Origin of the sequence: Paenimyroides baculatum, from assembly GCF_008629655.1 — a bacterium.
Classification (GTDB): domain Bacteria; phylum Bacteroidota; class Bacteroidia; order Flavobacteriales; family Flavobacteriaceae; genus Flavobacterium; species Flavobacterium baculatum.
This window is the reverse complement of sequence record NZ_VWSG01000002.1, coordinates 257,980-278,576: the sequence shown is the minus strand read 5'-3', so window position 1 is coordinate 278,576 and position 20,597 is coordinate 257,980. Positions and strand designations below refer to the sequence as shown.

The 20,597-nt window shown below is 34.1% G+C and carries 22 protein-coding genes; 12 read left to right on the top strand and 10 right to left on the bottom strand.

What is annotated here, in order from left to right:
- Position 1: 1 nt before the first annotated feature.
- The 7 genes from F0460_RS03845 to F0460_RS03815 all read right to left on the bottom strand — a co-directional run bounded on the left by F0460_RS03845 (position 2) and on the right by F0460_RS03815 (position 6,279).
- Positions 2-1,447: an LptF/LptG family permease gene (locus F0460_RS03845; RefSeq protein WP_150010423.1), complete on the bottom strand. Its 1,446-nt coding sequence runs from the start codon at positions 1,445-1,447 to the stop codon at positions 2-4.
- 8 nt (positions 1,448-1,455) lie between these two features.
- Positions 1,456-2,079, bottom strand: a complete 624-nt coding sequence (locus tag F0460_RS03840; RefSeq protein ID WP_150010421.1) for a LolA family protein — start codon at positions 2,077-2,079, stop codon at positions 1,456-1,458.
- Positions 2,079-4,523, bottom strand: a complete 2,445-nt coding sequence (locus F0460_RS03835; RefSeq protein WP_397361822.1) for a DNA translocase FtsK — start codon at positions 4,521-4,523, stop codon at positions 2,079-2,081. The genes F0460_RS03840 and F0460_RS03835 overlap by 1 nt, the downstream gene beginning before the upstream one ends.
- A 3-nt stretch (positions 4,524-4,526) precedes the next feature.
- A complete protein-coding gene (locus tag F0460_RS03830) occupies positions 4,527-4,898 on the bottom strand; it encodes a diacylglycerol kinase family protein (RefSeq protein WP_091525823.1) in 372 nt (123 codons plus the stop codon).
- Positions 4,899-4,996: 98 nt separating this feature from the next.
- On the bottom strand, positions 4,997-5,254 hold the full coding sequence (locus F0460_RS03825) for a DUF6952 family protein (RefSeq protein WP_150010418.1): 258 nt from the start codon (positions 5,252-5,254) through the stop codon (positions 4,997-4,999).
- A gap of 2 nt (positions 5,255-5,256) precedes the next feature.
- The gene (locus F0460_RS03820) at positions 5,257-5,565 is read right to left on the bottom strand and encodes a thioredoxin family protein (protein ID WP_091525819.1); all 309 of its coding nucleotides are present in this window, start codon (positions 5,563-5,565) and stop codon (positions 5,257-5,259) included.
- 75 nt (positions 5,566-5,640) lie between these two features.
- Positions 5,641-6,279, bottom strand: coding sequence for a peroxiredoxin (locus F0460_RS03815; protein ID WP_150010416.1), 639 nt, complete (start codon positions 6,277-6,279; stop codon positions 5,641-5,643).
- A gap of 222 nt (positions 6,280-6,501) precedes the next feature.
- On the opposite strand from F0460_RS03815, the gene F0460_RS03810 reads away from it, so the two are divergent.
- Positions 6,502-8,421: an amino acid permease gene (locus F0460_RS03810; RefSeq protein ID WP_150010414.1), complete on the top strand. Its 1,920-nt coding sequence runs from the start codon at positions 6,502-6,504 to the stop codon at positions 8,419-8,421.
- Positions 8,422-8,544: 123 nt separating this feature from the next.
- Here the strand turns inward: F0460_RS03810 and F0460_RS03805 are convergent, their stop codons facing one another.
- Positions 8,545-9,717 carry a proline dehydrogenase family protein gene (locus tag F0460_RS03805; protein WP_150010412.1) on the bottom strand — a complete coding sequence of 391 codons (1,173 nt, stop codon included), beginning with the start codon at positions 9,715-9,717 and terminating at the stop codon, positions 8,545-8,547.
- 75 nt (positions 9,718-9,792) lie between these two features.
- On the opposite strand from F0460_RS03805, the gene aroB reads away from it, so the two are divergent.
- From aroB to pdxH, 9 genes are all read left to right on the top strand, one after another.
- A complete protein-coding gene (gene aroB, locus F0460_RS03800) occupies positions 9,793-10,860 on the top strand; it encodes a 3-dehydroquinate synthase (RefSeq protein WP_150010410.1) in 1,068 nt (355 codons plus the stop codon).
- 268 nt (positions 10,861-11,128) lie between these two features.
- Positions 11,129-12,541, top strand: coding sequence for a type III PLP-dependent enzyme domain-containing protein (locus tag F0460_RS03795; protein WP_150010408.1), 1,413 nt, complete (start codon positions 11,129-11,131; stop codon positions 12,539-12,541).
- A 17-nt stretch (positions 12,542-12,558) separates the two neighbouring features.
- Positions 12,559-13,533: a deoxyhypusine synthase family protein gene (locus F0460_RS03790; protein WP_150010406.1), complete on the top strand. Its 975-nt coding sequence runs from the start codon at positions 12,559-12,561 to the stop codon at positions 13,531-13,533.
- Positions 13,534-13,615: 82 nt separating this feature from the next.
- Positions 13,616-14,059, top strand: a complete 444-nt coding sequence (locus tag F0460_RS16105; RefSeq protein ID WP_190304079.1) for a DNA primase — start codon at positions 13,616-13,618, stop codon at positions 14,057-14,059.
- Positions 14,060-14,179: 120 nt separating this feature from the next.
- Positions 14,180-14,728, top strand: coding sequence for a bifunctional pyr operon transcriptional regulator/uracil phosphoribosyltransferase PyrR (gene pyrR / locus F0460_RS03785; RefSeq protein ID WP_150010404.1), 549 nt, complete (start codon positions 14,180-14,182; stop codon positions 14,726-14,728).
- A 28-nt stretch (positions 14,729-14,756) separates the two neighbouring features.
- A complete protein-coding gene (locus F0460_RS03780; RefSeq protein WP_150010402.1) occupies positions 14,757-15,683 on the top strand; it encodes an aspartate carbamoyltransferase catalytic subunit in 927 nt (308 codons plus the stop codon).
- Positions 15,684-15,703: 20 nt separating this feature from the next.
- Positions 15,704-16,030, top strand: coding sequence for a ribonuclease Z (locus F0460_RS03775; protein ID WP_150010400.1), 327 nt, complete (start codon positions 15,704-15,706; stop codon positions 16,028-16,030).
- A gap of 24 nt (positions 16,031-16,054) precedes the next feature.
- Positions 16,055-16,960 carry a ribonuclease Z gene (locus F0460_RS03770; RefSeq protein ID WP_150010398.1) on the top strand — a complete coding sequence of 302 codons (906 nt, stop codon included), beginning with the start codon at positions 16,055-16,057 and terminating at the stop codon, positions 16,958-16,960.
- Between the two features lie 5 nt (positions 16,961-16,965).
- Entirely contained in the window at positions 16,966-17,610 is a 645-nt protein-coding gene (pdxH, locus tag F0460_RS03765; protein ID WP_150010396.1) for a pyridoxamine 5'-phosphate oxidase, read from the top strand.
- 9 nt (positions 17,611-17,619) lie between these two features.
- Here pdxH and F0460_RS03760 read toward each other — a convergent pair whose 3' ends face one another.
- Positions 17,620-18,207, bottom strand: a complete 588-nt coding sequence (locus tag F0460_RS03760; RefSeq protein WP_150010394.1) for a hypothetical protein — start codon at positions 18,205-18,207, stop codon at positions 17,620-17,622.
- Between the two features lie 85 nt (positions 18,208-18,292).
- On the opposite strand from F0460_RS03760, the gene ygiD reads away from it, so the two are divergent.
- On the top strand, positions 18,293-19,126 hold the full coding sequence (gene ygiD, locus F0460_RS03755; protein WP_150010392.1) for a 4,5-DOPA-extradiol-dioxygenase: 834 nt from the start codon (positions 18,293-18,295) through the stop codon (positions 19,124-19,126).
- A gap of 30 nt (positions 19,127-19,156) precedes the next feature.
- The gene (locus F0460_RS03750) at positions 19,157-19,849 is read left to right on the top strand and encodes a carboxylesterase family protein (RefSeq protein WP_150010390.1); all 693 of its coding nucleotides are present in this window, start codon (positions 19,157-19,159) and stop codon (positions 19,847-19,849) included.
- A 34-nt stretch (positions 19,850-19,883) separates the two neighbouring features.
- Here F0460_RS03750 and F0460_RS03745 read toward each other — a convergent pair whose 3' ends face one another.
- Positions 19,884-20,531, bottom strand: a complete 648-nt coding sequence (locus F0460_RS03745) for a hypothetical protein (protein WP_150010388.1) — start codon at positions 20,529-20,531, stop codon at positions 19,884-19,886.
- Between the last annotated feature and the right edge of the window lie 66 nt (positions 20,532-20,597).

The following is a 20,597-nucleotide window of genomic DNA, read 5'->3' as shown; positions in this document are numbered from 1 at the left end:
TTTATGTGTTGTTTTGTTGTTTCTTTTTAAATTTTGTTTTCAGATAATTTGTAACAGGATACAACAAGTTATCTATACTGTTAATTCCCCTGTCTTTTGTGGCTTTATAAGTTAATGTAATTGCCATTGGCAACAATACCATAGTAGATAACCAGGCACCGAAAAAAGGTGTAATACCGTTTTCTTGTGCCAGTTTTTTACCAAATGTGTTTATAAAGTGGTACGAAATAAATATTAATACGGCAAAAACCATTGGTAAACCCAAACCACCTTTTCTAATGATTGCACCCAGCGGAGCACCAATGAAGAACATTAAAAGACATGAAAATGCAATGACGAATTTTTCGTAAAAAGCAATCCAATGGCGGTTAATGTGCTTGGTTTTTTCTAAAAGTGCACTTTTGTTGTTGGTGATATTGAATCGGATATTTTCTGCTACTGCCGATGCATTTGCGTACAGACTTATTTTTTGAGATCGTTTTTTAATCGACAGTAATGAATCTAAACTGATTGTTTTGTAAACAATATCGTTGTCTTTTTCTGCATTCGATAAAAACAAACGATTGTTGCTATTATCGGCATCAACCTGCGTTTTTATTTCATTTTTGAAATTCACGTTTAACGAATCAATCGTATAGTTTAACTGCGAAATATTCATCATGGTTGCCGTATTTGATATTTCCTGCATTTCATCATCAGATTTATCAAATTCAGATACATCGATACTCATGATGTAATGTTCAAATTCCGATTTTATAAAAGGTTTTGTATCAGAACTGCGGCGCGATGTTACATCTTCATAATAATTTCCATCGAATAAATGCAGCTTTAAAATCGGACTGTTTTCGTTGGTTTCGATCTTTCCGGTTTTAGCTTTAATCACGGTTTTGTTCAAACTGCTTTGTTGGTTGATAACGTGTATGGTTACGTTTCGAAGTTTTTCGTCTTTCTCTCCGTATTTTTCATCCACCTTAATGTTCATCGCGCCTAAATCGTTAAACTGCCCCGCAGCAATTGCCATTGCCGGCTTGGTGTGAATAATGTCACGACGCATGTTTACGAACTTAAATTCTGATTTTGGTGCTACATTGTTCACAAACCAAAACGAAACTCCCGATAAAATCAATATGAAAACAATCAACGAACGCATGGCTCTTTGCAATGAAATTCCAGACGATTTCATAGCTGCAAATTCGTAATTTTCAGAAAAATCGCCAAAGGTCATAATCGATGCCAGTAGCACTGACAAAGGCAGCACCATTGGAATCATTTTTGGCGAATAGAAAAATAAAAATTTAATTATTGTAATAAAATCAAGGTCTTTACCAGCTAATTCGCCAATAAAGACCCAAACTCCTTGTAATACAAAAATGAAAAACAAGATTGCAAATACCGAAAAAAACGTTTTTACAAAACTTATTAATATATATCGATCAAGTATTTTCACGTGTTACTTTAATCTAAATTGTTGATGTAATAATTTGGATATTTAGATTTTGTAAAGGTAAAAAGGTTTTTTGACAAAGTTTGATTTGTTTTAAAAGATTTTATGGTAATAATTGATTTACTGCCGCCTTTGTAAACATCGGTTCTATTGTAAATATTTTTGGTTTTTGTATCAATACCCAAATAAACCTCTTTAACATCTTTACTGCTGGTAGGAATAAGTTTGATAAACTGAATAGATTTACCGTTTATGATTTGTTTTTTATCCCACGCGTACGTGTAACCTTTTTTGTAGAACGATAGCAAACTTGCAATGCTAACTGCTTGTGAATCGGCAGATTTTGCGCTGGCAACCGTTACTTCTTCATCGTTTGGGTTGATGATGTACATTTTAGATCCGTCAAAAATCTGGGTAATTCCCATAAAAACTACCACATATTTTTCGCCTTGAATAGTTGCTTTTCCTTTGGCATCTTGTTTTCCGTTGTTAAAACTGAAATCAATTACCATATTGTTGTACGTTTTTGTTTTTGCAGAAACTTCGTCTAACAATTTTTTTGCAGCAGTGGCATTTTGCGCGTAGCTTGATACACTTATAAAAACAATTGAGATTATTGCAGCTAATTTTTTCATTACATTCTGTTTTTTTCGTTGTTTAAAAATTCGTCTAAAGAAACCAAATCGGTAATGTTTACAGATCGTGCCTTGCTTCCTTCAAAAGAACCGACAATACCGGCTGCTTCCAACTGATCTATCAATCTGCCGGCACGGTTGTAACCTAATTTTAGTTTTCTTTGTAACAACGATGCCGATCCTTGCTGGGCTGTAACAATAATTTCTGCAGCTTCACGGAACATAACATCGCGGTCTGCAATGTCAATATCAAGACTTGTGCCACTTTCTTCACCAACATATTCCGGTAACAAATAAGCATCACCATAACCTTTTTGAGAGCCGATAAATTCTGTAATTTTTTCAACTTCGGGTGTATCAACAAAACCACATTGTACACGAACCGTATCGTTTCCTTGTGTAAAAAGCATATCTCCGCGACCAATCAATTGATCTGCTCCAGGACCATCTAAAATAGTTCTCGAATCGATTTTCGAACTCACTCGGAAAGCAATTCGTGCAGGGAAATTGGCTTTAATGATACCTGTAATTACGTTTACCGACGGACGTTGCGTTGCAATAATTAAGTGGATACCAATTGCACGCGCCAATTGAGCCAAACGGGCAATAGGTGTTTCAACTTCTTTGCCTGCCGTCATAATTAAATCGGCGAACTCATCAACCACCAAAATAATGTAAGGTAAAAAGCGGTGACCTTGTTCTGGGTTTAATTTGCGTTGTTTGAATTTTTCATTGTATTCTTTAATGTTTCGAACCATGGCATCTTTCAACAAAGAATAACGGTTGTCCATTTCAATACATAACGAATTTAAAGTGTTGATAACCTTTGTGTTATCTGTTATAATTGCGTCTTCGGTATCTGGTAATTTGGCTAAAAAGTGACGCTCAATTTTATTAAACAACGTTAATTCTACTTTTTTAGGATCTACCAAAACAAATTTTACTTCGGCAGGATGTTTTTTATAAAGTAACGATGTCAAAACAGCATTTAAACCAACCGATTTTCCTTGTCCGGTAGCACCTGCCATTAATAAATGGGGCATTTTTGCTAAATCGAATACAAAGGTTTCGTTAGAAATGGTTTTACCGATTGCAATTGGAAGTTCCATTTCTGCATTTTGAAATTTCGGAGATAAAATCAGCGATTTCATTGAAACGGTCGATGGTTTGGTATTCGGAACTTCAATACCTATGGTTCCTTTTCCTGGAATTGGTGCAATAATACGGATTCCTAAAGCCGATAAAGACAGTGCGATATCGTCTTCTAAACTCTTAATTTTTGAAATACGGATTCCTGCATCGGGCACAATTTCATAAAGCGTTACGGTTGGACCAACAGTTGCTTTAATCTGTGCAATCCCGATTTTATAATTGTTCAGCGTTTCTAAAATACGGTTTTTGTTTTCTTCTAATTCTGCCTGATTAATGGTAATTCCGCCGGTTGTGTGTTCAAACAGCAATTCGCTTGTTGGAAACTGGTATTTTGACAACTCTAACGTTGGATCAAACAAACCAAAATTCTCAACAATTTTTTTCGATAAATCATCATCGGCAAGTGGTTCTTCTTCTTCAATAGTTTCAATAATGAATTCTTCGTGATGATCTGCGTTCGCTGAAGTATCTGTAATAGAAAAATCGTGTACAGGTTCCGGTTTTCTCTCTGTTTTCTTTAGATCGAACGATACTTCATTGTCGATTTTCGCAACGGGAATTTCTTCTTTAACCGGAGTAGGAGGAACGATGATTTTAGCATCTTCTCTTACAGGTTGATTAATATTTATTGGCTGAACCGGTTGTGTATTTATTATTTCTTCGGCTTTTTCGATATTATCCTTGATTTTAGCATGCGTGTTTGAAACCACGTTTGTGAAAGCTTTCGGAGTCATTTTTATTCTGAAAATCAGATAGAAAATAATCAGGAAAAGTACCACAAGCATCGCTCCGATTTGTCCAATATAATCTTGAAGGTAATCGTTCATTTCAAAACCGACTGTTCCACCTAAAAACGGATATTTCGATCCAAAATGACCCAATGCAATTGATAACACGATGATGGCAAATAAATCCCAAAAAATCATGCGACGTAATTTGGCTGCGTTAAAACGTATTCCAAACCATAAAGCAACTTCGCCAAATATTTTTATAAATAGGAACGATGCAATACCAAATCCTTCGAAAATAAATTTATGTGCCAACCAGGCACCTAATTTGCCAACCCAGTTTTCGGGTTCTATTTCGCGGTTGTTTAATTCGGCAACCACACTTTGGTCGTAATTGCCCGAAGTAAAGTACGAAATGAAACTGCACAATAAAATTACAGAAAACATTAAAAATAAAGTTCCAAAAATAAAGCTTATGCGCGCTCCGTTTGTAGCAGTTTGCTTTGGTTTAGGCGGCATTTGCTTATTGTTAGCCTGTTTTGTATTTTGTTTTTTAGCAGTCATTTTCTAAATTAATTTTGGTAAATAAATAATCGCGCCTATAACAACTGCCGTTAATGCGGCAAATGTTACAGCACCCGCTGCAATATCTTTAATAAAACCTATTTTTTTGTCGAAATTTGGTTGAATGTAATCGCAAATTGCTTCAATGGCAGTATTTAAACTTTCGGCAGTTAAAACCAACCCAATTGCTAGTATTTGAAACATCCATTCTACAGCGCTGATTTTTAAATAAAAACCAAGAATACACATTAACGCACTAATGGTTAACTGAACCATAATACTGTGTTCGGTGGTAATTAATAAGTAAAATCCTTTAACGGCATAGGTTACACTCTTAATTCTGCCCGAAATAAAGGATGTTTGTTGGTGTTTCATTCAAAAGCAATTTCGGCAAAATTACTGAATTATTTATCATTGTAGAAATAAAAAAACCACGAGTTGTTGCTCGTGGTTTATATTCGTGTTTAAGATTTTTATTTATCAATAGATCCCAATACGCGCTGCATAAAAGTATTTAAAGCTTCTTTTTTAGGCGTTCCCGCCTTAATAAGCTTGTCAACTTCAACGGCACCGTACATGTTTGAAATTAATTCAGCAATTACATCTAATTCTTCATCTTTTAAAGACGGAACTTCGCATAAAGCCTCTAAAACTTCAATGGTTTCATTGATATAGTCTTGATCATTTTCCTGAATAAATTCAGTTAAATGTTTAATTACAGGTAGTTTCATAATTAAGCTAATTTGTTAACTAATTCTGCTAAAACATCGGCTTTGTTAGTCTGTGTTTCATCAACCAAGGCACCACCATTAAAAATAGCGAATGTTGGTAAATTTGAAACGTTAGCTAATTTTCTTGATTCAGGAAATTTTTCTGCATCAACAATTACAAAAGTTACATCTTCTTTTTCGGTAGCCATTTTTTTGAATTTTGGTTTCATAATACGACAGTTTCCGCACCATGAAGCCGAAAATTGTACAGCTACTTTAGGGTTGTTTGCAACCAGCTCCTGTAAATTATCTTGTTCTAATTCTAATAACATAATTTTTTTGTTTAAGGTTTAAAGTTTAAGGTTTCGCTCAGAACTTTGAACTTTAAGCCTTAAACTTTGAACAAATTAAAGTTTAGCTAAATATTCTGCAGTAGAAAGGCGGTTTGCGTTCATAGCTTCTTTACCTTCTTCCCAGTTTGCAGGACAAACTTCGCCGTGAGTTTGTACGTGTGCGTAAGCATCAATTAAACGGATGAATTCGTTTACGTTACGTCCTAATGGCATGTCGTTAACTGCTTCGTGGAAAATTTTTCCAGTTTCGTCAATTAAATAAGTAGCACGGTAAGTTACGTTTGATCCTTCGATTTGAACTGAATCTAATTCTTCGTTATAAACTTCAGAAGTAACATCTAAAATTCCTAAAACGCTTGATAAGTTTCTAGTAGTATCAGCTAATAAAGGGTAGGTTACACCTTCAATTCCACCATTATCTTTTGCAGTATTCAACCAAGCAAAGTGAACTTCATTTGTATCACAAGATGCACCAATTACAACCGTGTTTCTTTTTTCGAATTCCGGTAAAGCAGCCTGAAAAGCGTGTAATTCTGTAGGGCAGACAAAAGTAAAATCTTTTGGATACCAGAATAATAATACTTTTTTGTTGTTTTTTGTTGCTTCTTCTAAAACGTTGATTCTTAAATCGTCACCCATTTCAGAAATTGCATCAACTGTAATGTTTGGGAATTGTTTTCCTACTAAAGCCATAATTTTTATCTTTTTAAGTTACTGATTATTTGTTGTTTCTCAATTTTGTAATACAAAGATACCTTCAATTTTTAAATGAACTATAAATTTTTTATCGTTAAAATTTATCAAACAATAAATTTTGATTATAGTAAATGAATTTCAAATAGCTTGTAATCTTTTGGTAAAATTAGTTAGATTTACCAAAATAAAAAATAACAATTATCATACTTTTTACAGTAAATGAATATATTCCGTAAAAAAAATGTGACCAATATTTTAGCCGAATTACAGGCGAATGAAGGTAAAAAAGACAGCTTGGGCAAATTCTTAACACAGAAAGATTTAATATTTTTCGGAATTGCCGCTATTGTTGGTGCCGGTGTGTTCAGTACCATTGGGCAGGCGAGTTTTGATGGAGGTCCGGCAGTGATTTTCCTGTTTATGTTTACTGCGCTAGCCTGCGGATTTGCAGCAATGGCGTATGCCGAATTTGCGTCGATGGTTCCGGTTTCGGGCAGTGCTTATACCTATAGTTATGTAGCTTTTGGTGAGGTAATTGCTTGGATCATAGGTTGGTCGTTAATTATGGAATATGCCGTAGGAAACATTACGTTGGCAATTTCGTGGAGTGATTATTTTACCGGATTGTTAAGCAATATGGGGATTCATTTGCCGCAATGGATTCAGATGGATTACCTTTCGGCGCACAAAGGTTTTGACGATGCTGTGGCATTGATGACTAGCGGAAAATCGTTTGAAAACCTGCCTAATAATTTACAATTGGCACATACGGCTTGGACAACTGCTCCGCGAATTGGAAGCTTTCATTTTGTGGCAGATATTCCTGCATTGGCAATTATTGTGCTGATTACCTGGTTGGTTTATCGCGGTATGAAAGAATCGCGTAACGCAAGCAACATCATGGTTTATGTTAAGTTAGCGGTGATTGCATTGGTTTTAATTGTCGGGATTTTTTATGTGGATACCGATAATTTCTATCCTTTTGCTCCAAACGGTTTATCGGGCGTTTTAAAGGGAGTGTCGGCAGTTTTCTTTGCCTATATTGGTTTTGATGCTATTTCTACAACAGCAGAAGAATGTAAAAATCCGCAGCGCGATTTGCCTCGAAGCATGATTTGGTCTATCGTTATCTGTACTATTTTATACATTGCCATCGCGTTGGTTTTAACAGGTATGGTTAATTACAAACAGTTGAATGTAGGCGATCCGTTGGCGTACGTTTTTGATCAGGTTGATTTGAAATGGTTTGCCGGAATCGTGGCTGTAAGTGCCGTAGTTGCTATGGCGAGTGTGCTTTTGGTTTTTCAGATGGGACAACCGAGAATCTGGATGAGTATGAGCCGTGACGGATTATTACCACTCAAGTTTTCTAAAATCCATCCAAAATATAAAACACCATCGTTTGCTACTATTGTTACAGGTTTTGTTGTGGCAATTCCTGCTTTGTTTATGAATTTAACAATGGTAACCGATTTATGCAGTATTGGTACATTATTTGCCTTCTCATTGGTTTGTGCGGGTGTTTTGGTTTTGCAGGATAAAGATATTCCGCGTGGAAAATTCCGTATTCCTTATTTAAACGGAAAATATATTTTACCTGTCGGATTTATTTTAGGATTGATTTCGATTTTCATGTGGAATAAAAACGGAGCAGAAGCATTTGTTTATAATACACCTCAAGTTTACGAACCTACAGATTTTGTTACACAGCTTTCTAAAGACGATGCTGTAAAAATGTCTTCTTATGTAGAAACTGCTTATCAATTAAAACCAATTGATTTTAATAATGATTTAGAAGCGATGCTTTCATCTGTAAAAGAAAAATCAGGAGATCAATATGTGGTTTTGATTGAAAAAGCTCCGGTAGATCAACAATTAAAGTTCGAAACAGGTTTTCATTTGTTCAAACATAAAATACCTATGTGGTTATTTTTAGTAGCGATGGTTTTCTTGTGTATCTGGAGTTTTAGAAAAAATCTTTCCTTGATACCAATGTTAGGATTAATTTGCTGTATTTATATGATGGCAGAATTAACCATTTGGAACTGGTTGTATTTCAGCGTATGGTTAATTATAGGTCTATTGATTTACTTTAGCTATTCGCGTTTTCATAGTAAATTAAATAAAGCTAAAAGTTGAATCTAAGCATTATATAGATCAAATAATATATTGTCTTTCCGCAGGAATCTTTAAGTATATACTAAAAAATTAAAGCACTCAATTTAGAGTGCTTTAATTTTTATATGATTTTGATAAATTTATCTATTTCGATCTTCTTCGTTTTAATTCTTTATCCAACAAATCTAATTCGCGGTTTGTTTGTCCGGCAACCGATGTGTTTTCATTCGCACGACGAATCAAATATGGAACAACATCATAAACAGGTCCAAAAGGTAAATATTTAGCAACGTTGTAATTGTGGTTTGATAGGTTGTAGCTAATGTTATCGCTCATTCCATACAATTGCCCGAACCAAATGCGTTTGTCTGTGTGTGGAATATTATTTTTGGTCATCAGTTCCATTAACATATAACTGCTGTCTTCGTTGTGTGTACCGGCAAACAAAGCAATTTTATTTTCCAAGTTTTCCACCATATAGGTAACCGTTTTATTAAAAGTAGCATCGGTTTGAGCCTTGGTAGCGCAAATGGGCGAGGGGTAACCTTTTTCTTCGGCACGTGCACGCTCTTTTTCCATATAAGCACCGCGAACCACTTTAAAACCAACATGAAAGCCTTCGCGTAAACCAACGGCATGCGTGTTCTTAACAAAGTCAAAACGATCCCAACGATATGTTTGTGCCGTGTTAAAAACAATACACTTTTCTTTGTTGTACCTACGCATCATATCCAAAACCAAATCATCGGCAGCATCCTGCATCCAGCTTTCTTCGGCATCAATCAATAATAAAACACCTTTTTCGTAAGCCGTTCTGCAAATAATGTCAAAACGTTCTACAATTCGGTTCCATTCTTGTTGTTCAGCATCGGTAAAAGGTAAATTTTCGCCTTTCTTTTCAAATAAGAAAAATCTGCCAACACCTGTAGGTTTAAAAACAGCAAACGGAATTGCCGTGCGTTCTTTAGCAAATTCAATGGTTTTTAAGGTCATTTGCAACGCATGATCAAACTGTTCCTGGGTTTCTTTTCCTTCAACAGAATAATCTAAAACCGACGAAACACCTTTTGTGTACATTTTATCAACCACTTTTAAGCAGTCTTCTTCTGTTACACCACCGCAAAAATGATCAAATACGGTAGATTTTATCAATCCCTTTACAGGCAGGTTTGTTGATATGGCAAAACTTGTTAAAGAGGTACCTATTTTAACTAATGCATTACTGCTTATTAACTTAAACAAGTAGTATGCTTTATTTAGTTCGGTGTTGTTTTTTAATGCAAAAGCAACCTCGGTATTATCAAATATCTTCTCCATTAGGTTTAAAGTTGTGCTGCAAAGATACAATAGTTATAAAAATTGCTTTATTTTTACATCAAATTTTTTTTAAGCATGCAAATACAGGCAGCAGATTACATTATTGGTTTTGGAGTTGATTGTTATTCTACTCTTTCACAGCTAATTAACGATAAAAAATACAGTAAAATTGTATTGTTGGTCGATGAAAATACAGCACAACATTGTTTAAATTATGTGTTGCAGTGGCTGGCTGTTGATGTTACTTTTGAAATTATTGAAATTGAACAGGGCGAAGAAAACAAAACCGTAGAAACCTGCACTGCTGTTTGGGAAAGTTTGGTTGAGCTGAATATCGACAGAAAAGCACTCCTTATTAATGTAGGTGGCGGAATGGTTTGCGATTTAGGCGGATTTGTTGCATCAACCTATAAAAGAGGAATCGATTTTGTGAACATACCAACAAGTTTGCTGGCAATGGTTGATGCTTCGGTTGGAACAAAAACCGGCGTTAATTTAGGCGGATTAAAAAACATGGTGGGCAGTTTTTCGCAACCGCAAATGGTTTTGATTGATACTGCTTTTCTGGAAACATTACCGGGAAATCAGATGCGTTCTGGTTTGGCAGAAATGTTTAAGCACGGTTTAATTGCGGATGCATCGTATTGGAATCAGCTTAAAAATTTAGGCGAATTAACAACCGAAGATTTATTGTTGCTTATTTATCATTCGGTTTCCATTAAAAACGAAATTGTTTTGCAGGATCCATTCGAAGAAAATGTTAGAAAATTATTAAATTTCGGACACACATTAGGTCACGTAATCGAAACATACAGTCATTCCGGAAAAGGTATTCAGCCTTTGTTACATGGCGAAGCTGTTGCAATAGGAATGATTTTGGAAGCATTTATTTCGTACAAAAAAGACTTGTTAACAAAAAATTCATATTTAGAAATAAAAGAAACTTTAAATTTGATGTTTGAAAATATTGTTTTTACCGAAAATGATATTGAAATTTGTACCCATTTACTAATACACGATAAAAAGAATGTGAACGGTATTGTGCAGTTTACGTTGTTAAGCGGTATTGGTAAAGGTGTTTTTAATGAAGTTGTTGAAAGTGAGTTGATTACCGAAGCTTTTAACGATTATTTGTACAATTAATTTACTATTAACGTTACTAAATTTTGTAAGTGAACAAAAATTATAACCTTCCAATAATAAATGTTTTAAATCCGTTGGTTAAAAAAATCAGTCGGGTTATAAAACAGTTGGGTTTATCTGTTACTTTAAATAAACCTTTAAAGGCTGTAATTGTAAGTAAAATCTACAATCAAAAATTATCAATTGCTTTTGCCAATCTACGGGTTTGAAAATCGTATTTATATCAAATACACTTAACTAATTAATAATTTTTTAAAGAAGATTTTTTATGAATACAAAATATTTCGACTTAATAAACCAAACATTTTACTTTCCGCAAGAAGAGTTTTCATTAAATAAAGACAATTTAATGTTCCATAATATCGATTTAATGAAATTGGTAGAACAATACGGAACACCATTGAAATTTACCTATCTTCCACAAATTTCAAACAATATAAACAAGGCAAAAGGCTGGTTTAGAAAAGCAATGGAAAAACATAAGTACGAAGGTAATTATTACTATTGCTACTGTACTAAAAGTTCACACTTTGAATATGTTATGAACGAAGCTTTTAAGAACGATATCCATGTGGAAACGTCGTCGGCTTTTGATATTAATATTGTTGAGAATTTACTGGCGAACGGTAAAATAAATAAAAAGACAATTGTAATCTGCAACGGTTTTAAACGCGACCAATATGTTGAAAATATTGCACGTTTAATTAATGGCGGACATAAAAATACCATTCCGATTATTGATAATTACGAAGAATTGGATTTGTTGCAAGAACGTATCAAAGGAAAATTCCAAATCGGAATTCGTATTGCATCAGAAGAAGAGCCAAAATTCGAATTTTATACATCGCGTTTGGGTATCGGTTACAAAAATATTCTGCCTTTTTACAGAAAAACTGTTGCCGAAAATACGAATGTTGAACTTAAAATGTTGCATTTCTTTATTAATACCGGTATTCGCGATACGGCGTATTATTGGAACGAATTGGGTAAATGTTTAAAAGTTTACACAAGTCTTAAAAAAGAATGCCCAACATTAACCGGCTTAAATATTGGTGGTGGTTTCCCTATTAAAAACTCGTTGAATTTTGATTACGATTACGCGTATATGGTTGATGAAATTGTCAATCAGATCAAAATGGCATGTGAAGAAGCCGATGTAGATTTGCCAAATATTTTTACAGAATTTGGATCGTTTACGGTAGGAGAATCGGGGGGAGCAATCTATAAAGTTTTGTATCAGAAACAACAGAACGATCGTGAAAAATGGAATATGATCGATTCGTCTTTCATCACCACGTTGCCAGATACTTGGGCAATTAACAAACGATTCATTATGTTGGCGGTAAACCGATGGAACGAATCTTATGAGCGCGTTCTTTTAGGTGGAATGACTTGTGATTCTGATGATTATTACAATTCAGAACAAAACTGGAATGCTATTTATCTGCCTAAATTCAATAAAGAAAAACCGCTGTATATAGGTTTTTTCAACACGGGTGCATATCAGGAAACAATTGGTGGACAAGGTGGAATTCATCACTGTTTAATTCCCCAACCAAAACATATTTTAATAGATCGTGACGAAAACGGAATTCTGGCAACCGAAATTTTCTCGGAACAGCAAACCGCAGACGATGTTTTAAAAATCTTAGGATATTCAAATAATAAACAAACAAAATAATAAAGAAAAATAATAGAATTATGAAAGGACCAATTTCGCAATTTATCGAACATAATTACCGTCATTTCAACGCAGCAGCTTTGGTTGATGCAGCAAAAGGTTACGAACAACATTTATTAGAAGGCGGTAAAATGCTTATTTCGTTAGGTGGCGCAATGTCAACTGCAGAATTAGGAGTTTCGTTGGCAGAAATGATCCGTCAGGACAAAGTACATATTATTTCATGTACAGGTGCAAATTTAGAAGAAGATGTAATGAATTTGGTTGCACATTCACACTATAAAAGAATTCCGAACTGGAGAGATTTAACGCCGGAACAAGAACGCGAATTATTAGATACGCACTTTAACCGTGTTACAGATACGTGTATTCCAGAAGAAGAAGCATTTCGCCGTTTACAACAACATTTAGAAGATGTTTGGTATGCAGCAGAAGCAAAAGGAGAACGTTATTTACCGCATGAATTTTTGTATCAGGTAGTAAATTCTGGAGTTTTAGAGCAGTATTATGAGATCGATCCAAAAGATTCTTGGATTGTTGAAGCAGCAAAGAAAAACCTGCCGATTGTTTGTCCGGGTTGGGAAGATTCTACAACAGGAAACATCTTTGCATCAAACGTAATTAAAGGAAATTTACAGGCATCAACCGTAAAATCGGGTATCGAATACATGATTTACTTAACAGAATGGTATCGTGCTAATTCCGGTGGTAAAGGTGTAGGTTTCTTCCAGGTTGCAGGTGGTATTTCGGGCGATTTTCCAATTTGTGTAGTTCCAATGATGTATCAGGATTTAGAGTGGGAAGATGTACCTTTCTGGTCGTATTTCTGTCAGATTTCTGATTCAACAACATCTTATGGATCTTACTCTGGTGCAGTTCCAAACGAGAAAATTACTTGGGGTAAATTAGATATCGATACACCTAAATTTATGATCGAATCTGATGCTACTATTGTTGCGCCATTGGTATTCGCCTATATCTTAGGACAATAAAAAAAACAGAAAAAAAGTTTCAAATAATTTGCATAATACAGCACAGCTATTGTATTTTTGAAACACAATAACTACCACAATAATGAAGAGAATAATTGTTGATTACGCAAAATTAACAAACGAAATTTTAAGCTTGTTAGTCGAAAGATTTCCCGACGGATATGATGATGCCGATGTCATCCAATTTACCAATGCTAAAGGTGAACTTATTGAAGCTGTTGAAGTAAAAACCAACGATACTATTTATTTAGTAAAAGTAAGTACCAAGTTACAAGATAGAATTGAAAATTTTGATGAAGAAGATATTTCTTCTGTTGATTCAATCAATGTAAAAGATTTGGATATTGATGAAGACGAAGACGATCAAAAATCAAAAAAAGCATCGAAAAAGAAGTCTGAAAAGAAAAAGAAAGATGACGACGAGGATGATTCAGACGATGACGATGATTTTGATGATGAAGACTTCGACGATGAGGATGATGAAGATTTTGACGACGACGAGGAAGATGACGACGATGACAAATAATAAAAAAATCTAACTTTTTAAAAGTTAGATTTTTTTATGGAATCAATCCCGAAAAATCCAATCAAATAATAGCTAAAATAATTATAAAATAGTAATTTTACAGCCAAACAACACTTCGCTATGAGTTCAAAAATACTATTAACTTCCAAAGAAGTTGATATCATCTTACATCGTTTAGCGTGCCAGTTAATAGAAAAGCACAACGATTTTTCTAACACGGTATTAATAGGTATTCAGCCGCGTGGCAAATTTTTGGCAGAGCGTATTTCAACTATATTGAAAAACGAATACGGAATTCCATCAGTTGATTTAGGTTTTTTAGACATCACTTTTTTCAGAGACGATTTCCGTAGAAACGATAAACCTTTGGAGGCAAATAAAACACAGATAGATTTTTTAGTTGAAGATAAAAACGTGGTTTTTGTAGATGATGTACTGCATACAGGCAGAAGCATTCGTGCCGCTTTAACAGCAATTCAATCGTTTGGCAGACCAAATGAAATCGAATTATTGGTATTGATTGATCGACGTTTTAGCAGACATTTACCAATTCAGCCCGATTACCGTGGTCGACAAGTTGATGCCTTCAACAACGAAAAAGTAAAAGTTCAGTGGAAAAACGAAGATGCACCGGCAGACGAAGTTTACCTGATATCTAATCCTTCATAATTTAAAACAACACAACAGCAAATTCAAAATGAAAGAATTAAGCGTTAACCATTTATTAGGTATTAAATACATCAACAAAAATGATATTGATTTAATTTTTGAAACAGCAGATCATTTCAAAGAAGTAATTAATCGCCCTATAAAAAAGGTTCCGTCGTTAAGAGATATAACAATTGCCAACATTTTTTTCGAAAACAGTACCCGAACTAAATTGTCTTTTGAACTGGCACAGAAACGTTTGTCTGCAGATGTTATCAGTTTTTCCGCAGCACAGTCTTCTGTAAAAAAAGGCGAAACGCTGATTGATACCGTTAACAACATACTTTCAATGAAGGTTGATATGGTAGTAATGCGTCACAGCAATCCAGGTGCGGCTCATTTTTTGTCGCGTAATGTAAAGGCAAGTATTGTAAATGCTGGTGACGGTGCACACGAACATCCAACACAGGCTTTATTGGACAGTTTTTCAATTCGCGAACGTTTGGGTGAAGTTGCAGGTAAAAAAGTTGTTATTGTAGGTGATGTTTTGCATTCGCGTGTGGCATTGTCAAACATTTTTGCTTTGCAGATGCAGGGAGCCGAAGTAATGGTTTGCGGACCAAAAACCTTGATACCGCGCTATATTACTGATTTAGGTGTAAAATACGAACCTAATTTACGTAAAGCTTTAGAATGGTGCGATGTTGCAAATATGCTGCGTGTACAAAACGAGCGTTTAGATGTAAATTATTTCCCATCAACCCGCGAATATGCACAACAATATGGTGTAGATAAAGCGTTGTTAGATTCTTTAAACAAAGAAATAATCATTATGCACCCTGGACCAATTAATCGTGGCGTTGAAATTACTTCTGATGTTGCCGATTCTCAACAGTCGGTAATTTTAGATCAAGTAGAAAACGGTGTAGCAATACGTATGGCAGTTATTTATTTGCTTGCATCTAAAATAAAATAATTGTATTTTTAAAAGAAAATATGAAAGTGAAAGAGAAAAATAACGTTGTTGTATTTAAAAAAAGTAGCGAGGATCTTACTGATTTCGCCGAAAAAATAATCGATCAGCCAAACGTATTTAAAGATAAAAACATAATTATCGATTTAGAAGAATTAGCATTGCGTCCGTCTGAAATTATTCCTTTTGAATCATTGGCGGTTCTTCAAAAAAAACAGAAAAAATCGTTTGTAATTGTTGCAGATATTGATTTTGACGAAGTTTCAGAAGAAATAATCGTTGTACCAACACTTCAAGAAGGTTTCGATATCATCGAAATGGAAGAAATTGAAAGAGATTTAGGATTCTAAATCTTTTTTTAGCATTAAAAGTAAATGAAAGTAAGTATTTTAGGCTGCTATTCGGCAACTCCACGCACCATAACCAATCCAACATCGCAGGTATTGGAAATCAACAATCAGATGTATTTGATCGATTGTGGCGAAGGAACGCAAGTGCAGTTGCGAAAGCATAAAATTAAATTTTCACGCATTAACCAGATATTTATTTCTCATTTGCATGGCGATCATTTCTTTGGATTGATCGGGTTGATATCTACATTTTCTCTTTTAAACAGACCAAATGATCTGCATATTTACGGACCAAAAGGCATAAAAGAGATTATTCTATTGCAAATTAAATTGAGTAAATCGTACACAAAATATAATCTGTTTTTTCATGAATTGGAATCTGATCAATCGGAATTAATTTTTGAAGATGATAAAATTGCCGTTTACACTATTCCATTGAAGCATCGCGTGTACACCAACGGTTATTTGTTTAAGGAAAAACCGGGTTTGCGTCGTATAAACATCGATGCTGCAACTGGACAAAACATCGATGTTTGTTACTTTAACAAGCTGAAACAAGGCAGTGATTTAAAACAGGAAGATGGAACTGTTATAGAAAACGAAACCGTAACTTTTGATCCGTTACCAACACAATCGTACGCTTTTTGTTCGGATACAGTTTACAATGAAGAAATTATTCCGTTGATTGAAAATGTGGATGTTTTGTATCACGAAAGTACTTTTTTGGAGCAGGATATTGAAAAATGTATTCCAACGGGGCATTCAACAGCCATTCAGGCAGCAACTATCGCAAAAAAAGCCAATGTTAAAAATTTAATTTTAGGACATTATTCCACAAGATATTCCGATATTAATCTGTTTAAAAAAGAAGCCGATACTGTTTTTGAACCTACTTTTTTAGCAGACGATGGTTTGGTTTTTAAATTTTAGAAAGAATGAGTGATTTAAGTAATTATAGAAAATCGTACGAAAAAAGCGAATTGTTGGAATCAATGATTGATAAAAACCCAATGATGCAGTTTCAGAAATGGTTTTACGAAACCGAGGAATTTGGTGGAGTAGAAGAGGTGAACGCGATGACTATTTCAACGATTGGTTTAGACGGATTTCCAAAATCGCGCATTGTATTGCTAAAAAAATACGATGAATACGGATTTACTTTTGTTACGAATTATGATTCTGAAAAAGGAAAAGCATTGTTACAAAACTCACAGGTTTGTTTGTCTTTTTTCTGGCCATCGGTAGAACGTCAGGTAATCATCAAGGGAATTGCAGAAAAACAAACCGAAGTATATTCTGAAGGATATTTTCATTCCCGACCAAAAGGAAGTCAGATCGGAACAGTTGTTTCGCAACAAAGCTCGATTATTCCAAACAGAGAATTTTTAGATGAAAAATTAAAGATATTAGAGGATAAATATGAAAATATCGAAGTGCCTAGACCAGAAAATTGGGGTGGAGTTTTGGTAAAACCAGTGTCGATTGAATTTTGGCAGGGACGCGCAAACCGTTTACACGACCGTATCCGTTACACTTTATTAGAATCGGGCGATTGGAAAATAGAACGTTTGGCTCCGTAATTTCTAAAATTAGTCAAATTGAACTCTCACGATTCGTAATTCGTCAGCATCAATTATTTTGTTTGAATTGAAATCGTTCAGAATAATAAAAGTGAGTTTGTTTTCTTTCAGGCTTTCAATAGGAAATTCTTTTCCTTCTAAATAAAACCGTTCAACATTCCATTCAAATAAACCAATTTCGTTCTTTTTCGAAATCAGTTGAATACTTTTGTTTGTATCATTTTCGTAAAATAAATAGTGATGCACATAATCGCTAATAACTACAGATGAATAAAAACCGTCGCTATCTGGTAATACTGCAGAAACTTCTTCAAAAAATGGAATCAGATTTATTGGGTTTCCTTCTTCAATAACTTGCAAATCAGCTTCGTTTTTTACAACAGTTACCTTTAATCCGTTGAAATTTTCTTTTTTAGAATTGTGAAATTTACTTTGAAACTGAATTGTAAACGGTTGTTTTTTTAAATTAATCCGATCATTTTCCTTCGTTATGGTTTTGCTTATTTCATTTTGTACAATAATAATTTCGTTTGCAAAATTCTGTGCAGTAATTAAATTCGAAACAAAAAGTATGATGATAATGTAAAAATTCCTCATTAAATAAAATCTGATTTTTATTGGTAACATATTAATCTAAATTAAGAATATAATTGAAAGAAGTGTCGAAATTTGTATAAGATAAATGTTATTTATGAACAATTTTAAAAATTATACAGATCAGTTCAAAGTACGCGAAAAATTACAACCTGTTTTTTTCATAGGTCACGGATCGCCAATGAACGGAATCGAACAAAATATATTCTCAAAAAAATGGCAGGAAATTGGTAAAACAATTGATTTACCTTGCGCCGTTTTGGTGGTTTCTGCACATTGGTTAACAACAGGAACTTTGATAACAGCCATGAGCGAACCTAAAACGATTCACGATTTTGGAGGATTTCCAAAAGAATTGTTTGATGTGCAATATCCCGCACCTGGAAGTCCGTTTTTGGCAGAAGAAACTACGAAATTAATCACATCAACCAATGTAGGTTTGGATCACGATTGGGGCTTGGATCATGGAACTTGGACTGTAGTTAGACACATGTTTCCTGATGCCAACGTGCCCGTTTTACAGTTAAGTATCGATTATAACAAACCGGCTGCTTATCATTATAATTTGGCAAAAGAACTTTATGATCTGCGTAAGCGAGGTGTTCTAGTAATTGGCAGCGGAAATATGATTCACAATTTGCGGATGATCGATTGGAATAATATGGCAGAACCCGGTTTTGGTTTTGATTGGGCAAAAAGTTTGAATGAAACTTTTAAAAAGAGAATCCTTTCAAAAGATCATAAAGATTTAATAGAATACGATCGATTGGGTGAAGCTGCAAGGCTTGCAATTCCTACGCCGGATCATTATTATCCTATGCTGTACGCGTTGGCTTTAATGAACAATAAAGACGATGTTTCTATTTTTAACGATGAATATGTTGGCGGATCGTTGTCAATGACATCATTCTGTTTAGGATAAATAATGTTATATTTGCTTTAAAAATTGTCCATGAAAACCATTTTTAAAGTCGTATTTTTATTTTTAAGCATCAATATATTTGCCCAGCCAAAAGCTGTTTTAAACAAAACAATGTATAATTTCTGGCTGAACGAACCAAGTAAACCTACCGATAAAATGCCGTTGATTGTATTTTTGCATGGTAAAAGTTTGTCGGGCACAAATATAGATCGAGTTAAACGTTACGGTGCTTTAAAAGGAGTTGAGAAAGGGTTGGATATTCCTGCGTATCTGGTTGCACCACAATTACCATCGGGACCTTGGAATGCCGATAAAGTAGATGAAATTGTAAGCTACATGATTAAAACCTACGGTATTGATGAAGACCGAATTTACGTAACGGGAATGAGTTTGGGATCATACGGAACAATGAAATATGTTGGCGAATATCCGGATAGAGTTGCTGCAGCGATATCAATTTGTGGCGGAGGAGATGTGGGAGATGCGTGTAATTTGGCTCAAGTTCCAATTAAAGTAATTCATGGCGACAAAGATTTTATTGTACCGTTGTCTGAATCGCAGAAAATTGTAAATGCTGTAAAGAAATGCAATAAACAAGCACCAATTGAATTGCAGGTTGTAAAAGGAGGTAATCATGGCAGTGTTGAAGATTTATATCGCCACATGGAATTGTATGACTGGTTGCTTAAACATACAAAAAGTAAAAATAATAATACGTTATAGTAAAAAAGTGAACTCAATGTTGAGTTCACTTTTTTTATTTTGATTTATTCTTTTTCTTCCAATTTTTTACGTAATCAAATACGTAATCGTATGAAAATTCACCTAAATAAGCATTGTAATCTCCATTTGGAAAAATGACCACGAAACTTGCGTATTGATAATGGTATTCGCTAAAAAATCTTTTTTCTATTTCATTGTTTGGATCTTTTTTCCACGGCATGTATTTATGATTACTATAAACGTTTTTCGACTCCTTTTTGTATAAAAATAGTGTTTGACCATCTATAGTTTCTTTGAATTTGTTTTCAAAAACATCTGTTTCATCCTTAAAAATTTGAGAACCATTTGGAGTAGGATTTTTAGAAATATTTGTGGCGTCAGGTCCGGGATAATAATAAACGAATAATGGTTTTTTAAAATCTAAATTCGTTGATAAAGAATTATTTAAAGAATTGACAAGCTCTTTATAATCATTAATTTTTCCAGATTTTTCTCGTTCTTTAATCAATCTGTAAATAGTTCCGTCATCATTTTGCCCAACTAAAATTCCTTTACTTTGAATTTGGTTAAACTGACTGTAACTTATTTCTTTACCATCAAAATCAAGATATTTAATTTTTGGTTTCTGTGCTAAAGAAATTAATGGAAAAAAAATAAATAATAAAAGTTTGAATTTTTTCATAAGATATTAATTTACTTCAAATATAATTTTTTTTAACAATAAACCAAACTACTTATGATATCTAAA